Source organism: Candidatus Cloacimonadota bacterium (assembly GCA_034661015.1).
GTDB lineage: Bacteria > Cloacimonadota > Cloacimonadia > JGIOTU-2 > JGIOTU-2 > JAYEKN01.
The window spans coordinates 1-4,972 of sequence record JAYEKN010000035.1; the positions used below are offsets into that span (position 1 = coordinate 1).

Consider the following 4,972-nt stretch of genomic DNA (forward strand, 5'->3'; position numbering starts at 1 on the left):
GCGCCAATTTAGGTATAGGTGTAATTTACGCTGATCTTTTGCTGATTTTGGGGGGATGCGTGATTTGGAAGATTAGATTAAGATTATTTTGTTCCTTATAAAAAATTATGAAGAAATACAAATTTGCCAAAAATATAAAAGCAATTATCGGAATGAAAACAAAGAGAAATTCTAAAGAATAATTCCACAGCCATCTGAAAATTCCTGAATGGAAAAAATTAATTAGAATAAATGTTCGAATCAACGTTGAAATCGAAAAGCCAATAATTGCTAACAATAGAGCAATTTTCAATTTTGAAACATTTGGAAGACACGCTTTGTAAAATATTATGAAAAAATATAATGAAAATATTGTGCTTACAAAAGGAGTTAGAACATTTAGCATTTGCCATTGCGGAATATACAAATTAAAAATTTTAAGAACGCCCTTCAGAAAAAGTAAGGATGTCGCACAAGATCCGATAATTGCAATCAGAGAAGCGACCTTTAGAGCAATTTGTTTTTCCTGAACATAATCTTTATAAAAATAAATGTAGAAAATTAGAACGGCAAAACTGGCTAATAATGATAAGAGTGTGTTAATTTGTGTTACAGCAAGATTTGTTAAATTGGGAAAGAAAAAAGTGGCGATTGTTCTGGAAATGAAAATATATAAAATTCCAACAATTGCAAATAATGTGGCTTTTTTTAAATTCATTTTGTCTTCAAATTAAATGTACTTTTCAAAACCCGAGTCGTGTCGAAAAAATTGACGCGACTCGAGTTTCGAAAAAATTGACGCGACTTGAGTTTCACAATTTGTGTTCTTTACCTCATAATAATAAACTGATTCCCGAATTCCTTTTCTCCGATTGTTGCCTTATAAAAATAAACTCCATTTCCCATTAATCTACCATTTTCGTCTTTCCCATCCCAGTTTACAGTGAAGGAGTGATTAGTTGAAGGTAAGATGCTGGGAATTTCTTTCACCTTTTGCCCTTTAACATTAAAGATTTCGATTTTTTCCAGCGGAATTTGAAAAGAATTTATTGAAAATGAAATATAGTTTGAATTAATTGTAAAGGGATTTGGATAACAGGAAATTGAAATATCATTCGAGTTTGGGATATTTTCCACATGAAAAATATCATCATCAATCGAATAGGAATAGGAGGCGTTGGAATACCCGTTATTTGCAAAGGATAAAATCATCTGACTGTAATCTGCGGTTAATTCAGGAAGTAGTCCAGACCAATTACCGTTAATTGTGTATTTATCAACCGTTGTAGTAACCCCAGCCATGCCAAGACGCATAACCCCAAGTCCTATGGGAAAATTAGTAGTAAGAGTTAATTCCAGATTTCCCTCACCCGGATAAAGTCGAATATAATCTGTTGCCCATGCATTTATATTACCACTATTACCCGCAGGATAGGCAGAATGAGTATAAATAGCGTGGAAATTAGGTAAGTTCAGATTTTCATAATAATAATGCCCGTTTTCAACCTCAGGATCGTCTAAGAAATTTGCGATTGTCCAATCTACAAAAATATCTTCGAATGGCTGGTTTATGCTATTTGCGACCAATTGATTTGTAATACCGGCAATACCGTTCAAAGGTTCGGAAACTATATCTTTTATCAAACTGTCGCCAACCGCATCATACTGTTCTTCCAAATAGGTAAAATAGAGCATCACTTTCACATAATCTGCAAATTCCTGATCCCATACATTGAGCGAATTATCCGGATTATTTGGAAAAGTTAAAATTGGGTCCGGCAAACCGAAATAAACCATTGCCAGTTCCGAACAACCCTCATTTACCCAAGTATCTTCGTTCACATCACCCAGCCAATGGATCATATGCTGCAGTTCATGAGCTAAAACCGATATGCGGATAGGTTCGGTTGGATTCAACGGGTAGCAAGTCATATAAATCATTTCACACTCGTTGCTGTGTCCGGAGGGATTCATTTGTTGAGCCTCTGCTTCCGTAACCTGATTATAAGCACTGAAATATCCATCGAAACTGGTTCCCATATATGAACCAAGTGCAGAATAATAGACAATTATTTTGGGATCGTTATCCAGCTCATCCGGAATTGGACCGAAAAGTGTTTCATCCATTTCAATTGCGCCCCATTCAGTTGAAATCATGGTGTAATCTTCGAGATACGGCAATATGATATCAATGTCTGTTTGATCCATATTCAGATTCCACTGATCATCTGCGACAAATATGTAGCAATGGTCTCCAACAGCTCTGCAGGTTGCAGGTGTTTGAATCCAGAGAGGAGGCATTACCGAAAAATCCCATGCCCAAAAAATTTTGGTATCACCCACAACATATTCGCGGGTTTCCCTATTTGCTTTAATTTGCTTGTGAAGAGCAGAATTCTGGAATTTTGCTGTCTGCCTGCTGATATCTCTTTGAAATTCTTTGAATTCTTCAATCATGTCTGCTGAGAGCATAACTGAAAGAAAAACAAAAACAATGATCAATAATTTTTTCATTTCATTCACCTTATTTTTTTTATAATTTTAATGAATACGTTTTATTTGTCAATCTCCGTGATACTGCAAACCGGACTTCAGCCGATTCTTTTCGGATGGAGCTCGGTTTACCAAATTTATTCTTGCACTCTCCTTTCGTATAAATTATCATTAAGTTTGATATCCCATTGCAATCCATTCTTTGTAGTATGATTTATCTCACCTTGCAATTGATATTCCACAAGATCAAGCATGGTTTGCAGCCCCATTGAATCGTTTTTTCTAGGATCGAATTCTGCAGGTAGCCCAACTCCATTGTCTCCAAAATGAATATTTATTGTTCCGTTTTCCTCTCTGAATAAGCGGATGCAAATTTCTCCTTTTCGATTATCAGGAAATGCATGTTTAAACACATTGGAAATTAACTCGTTGAGAACTAATCCCAAAGGAATAGCAGAATCAAGCAACAATAACACATCTTGCAGATCGAGTTTCAAGGATATTTGATCCTTTGGTACGCTATGATTTATCATCAGCAGCTCAATCAGGTCTGCAATGTAATCCTTCAGATTTATTTTGGACAAATCTTTTGATTCATACAATTTATTGTGAACGAGAGACATTGCTTTTATCTTATCAATAATTTCATTGAACGATCTGTGAATAAATTCGTCATCAGTGTTCAGAGATTGTAATTGCATCATTGAGGCAATAACCTGCATATTATTTTTTGTTCTGTGATACAATTCACGCAGCAGTGTTTTCTTTTCTTCCAGATCTTTCTTTACCTGTTCTTCCGCTTTTTTTCGCTTCATGATGTTTTCCAATAAAATATATATTTTTTCAACTTTACCGAAATCGTTTTTTAAAGGCACAATATAACACGACATAATAACTTCTTTACCCCATTTTGATTGATAAGGAAATTCTTCAATGATATTCTTACCTGATTTCGCACATTCAATAAATTTTTCAGCAAAACCGCATTTTACCAAAGGTGGAAATTTAAGTACATTTATTTTGCAAGTTGCTTCTACGGAAGGTGAGCCAAGTTGTGTTAACAAAGTCTGATTTGCATCAAGGATTGTTCCGTCTGGTTTTGCAATGAAATTTCCGAGAGGTGATGTCTCGAATAATAAACGAAAATTTCTCTCGCTTTCTTTTAGGGAGAGTTCTGCCTTTTTGCGTTCTGTTATATCACGCACAATAGCAAGTCTGCCAATAGTTTTTCCTTTAATATCAAAAAGAGTTGAAACGTTCAATTCAACCGGTATTTTACTGCCGTTTTTATGTAAAATCTCAATTTCATAAAGGGGGATTTTTTCTCCTTTAAGAGCTTTTTCAAAACGAGCAATAGTTGATTCAACATATTCCGGTGCAATAAATTCTGTAAAAGAGTGCCCCAGAAAGTGCTCCCAATTATAACCTGTTAATTTTTCAATCGCTTGACTCAAGTAGGTAAATTTACCTTCCAGATCTATCGAAATTATTGTATCGGTTGATGTTTCGGCAAGTAAACGATATTTTTTCTCACTTTTGTGCAGCGCTTCTTCTGCCTGTCTTCTCTGGATTGCTATGGAAGCCTGCCTGATGTATGTTTCGACGACTTCGTAGTCTTTAATTTCAGTGGCACTTTCCCGCAACACAATAATAGCAGTTCCCAATAATTGCTCCTTCTGTGTGAATCCGATTGTAAATATCTTACCGACATTGAACATTTTTTCTAGACTTAAACAAACAGGTTTGGGAATAGTCTTTAAAGAAATCTCATATAAACTCTTTCCGGAATCATGTAATAAACCGTCAGAAAGATAATTAAGATTCCTATCATTTGCACTATTTTTCATTCCTATCGGGCTTTTTCCCAGCAAGTCAAATACTTTTTTTGTGAATTTGCCCATTCCGAGAACTGCCCGCGTTATTAAATCATTTGTTCCTTTATCTATAGAGTTAATAATTATAAACGAGTCTTTGCCTACTAAATTTTTAAGTTGTTCTCCAATAAATTTGTAAACATCCTCATCCAAAGGGAATTCAACAAATTGCATCGCAGTTTTGGAAATTATCTCCATTTTCCGCTGGTTTTCTTTTATCTTTTTTTCCGTCCGCTTCCATTCGGTAATGTCTCTAGCTACACCGACAGTTCCAATAACTTTACCTGATTCATTAAAAATAGGTGATTTTATTGTTTCCAGAAAAATCCTATTACCTTCTGCGTTTATAATTGAATTTTCAGTTACAATTTTTTCTCCGCTTTTCACCACTCTCTGATCATCCTCCTCGAACTTCTTTACCGTTTCTTCATCAAAATAAACAGCACTTGTATTATTAACAAACTTTTCCTGAGCTATTCCAACAACTTTTCCGTATGCTTTATTTACCATAATAAAATTTGAATTGGTATCCTTTAGCCAAGCAATATCAGGAATGTTATTTATAAAAGAATCCATTTGGAAAGCTTTCCGTTGCAGTGCTTCATCTGCTTGCTTGCGTTCTGTGA

The 4,972-nt window shown here is 34.9% G+C and carries 3 protein-coding genes; all 3 read right to left on the minus strand.

The window, feature by feature from the left end; translation table 11 throughout:
* Positions 1–25: 25 nt before the first annotated feature.
* On the minus strand, positions 26–697 hold the full coding sequence (locus tag U9P79_01235) for a hypothetical protein (GenBank protein MEA2103253.1): 672 nt from the start codon (positions 695–697) through the stop codon (positions 26–28).
* Between the two features lie 110 nt (positions 698–807).
* Entirely contained in the window at positions 808–2,493 is a 1,686-nt protein-coding gene (locus tag U9P79_01240; GenBank protein MEA2103254.1) for a T9SS type A sorting domain-containing protein, read from the minus strand.
* 116 nt (positions 2,494–2,609) lie between these two features.
* The coding region (locus U9P79_01245) for a PAS domain S-box protein (protein ID MEA2103255.1) at positions 2,610–4,972 on the minus strand (2,363 nt) is incomplete at its 5' end.

Bases quoted from the DNA above. Each gene is read 5' to 3' on its own strand.
- U9P79_01235 (MEA2103253.1), bottom strand. From the start codon at position 697: ATGAATTTAAAAAAAGCCACATTATTTGCAATTGTTGGAATTTTATAT.
- U9P79_01240 (MEA2103254.1), bottom strand. From the start codon at position 2,493: ATGAAAAAATTATTGATCATTGTTTTTGTTTTTCTTTCAGTTATGCTC.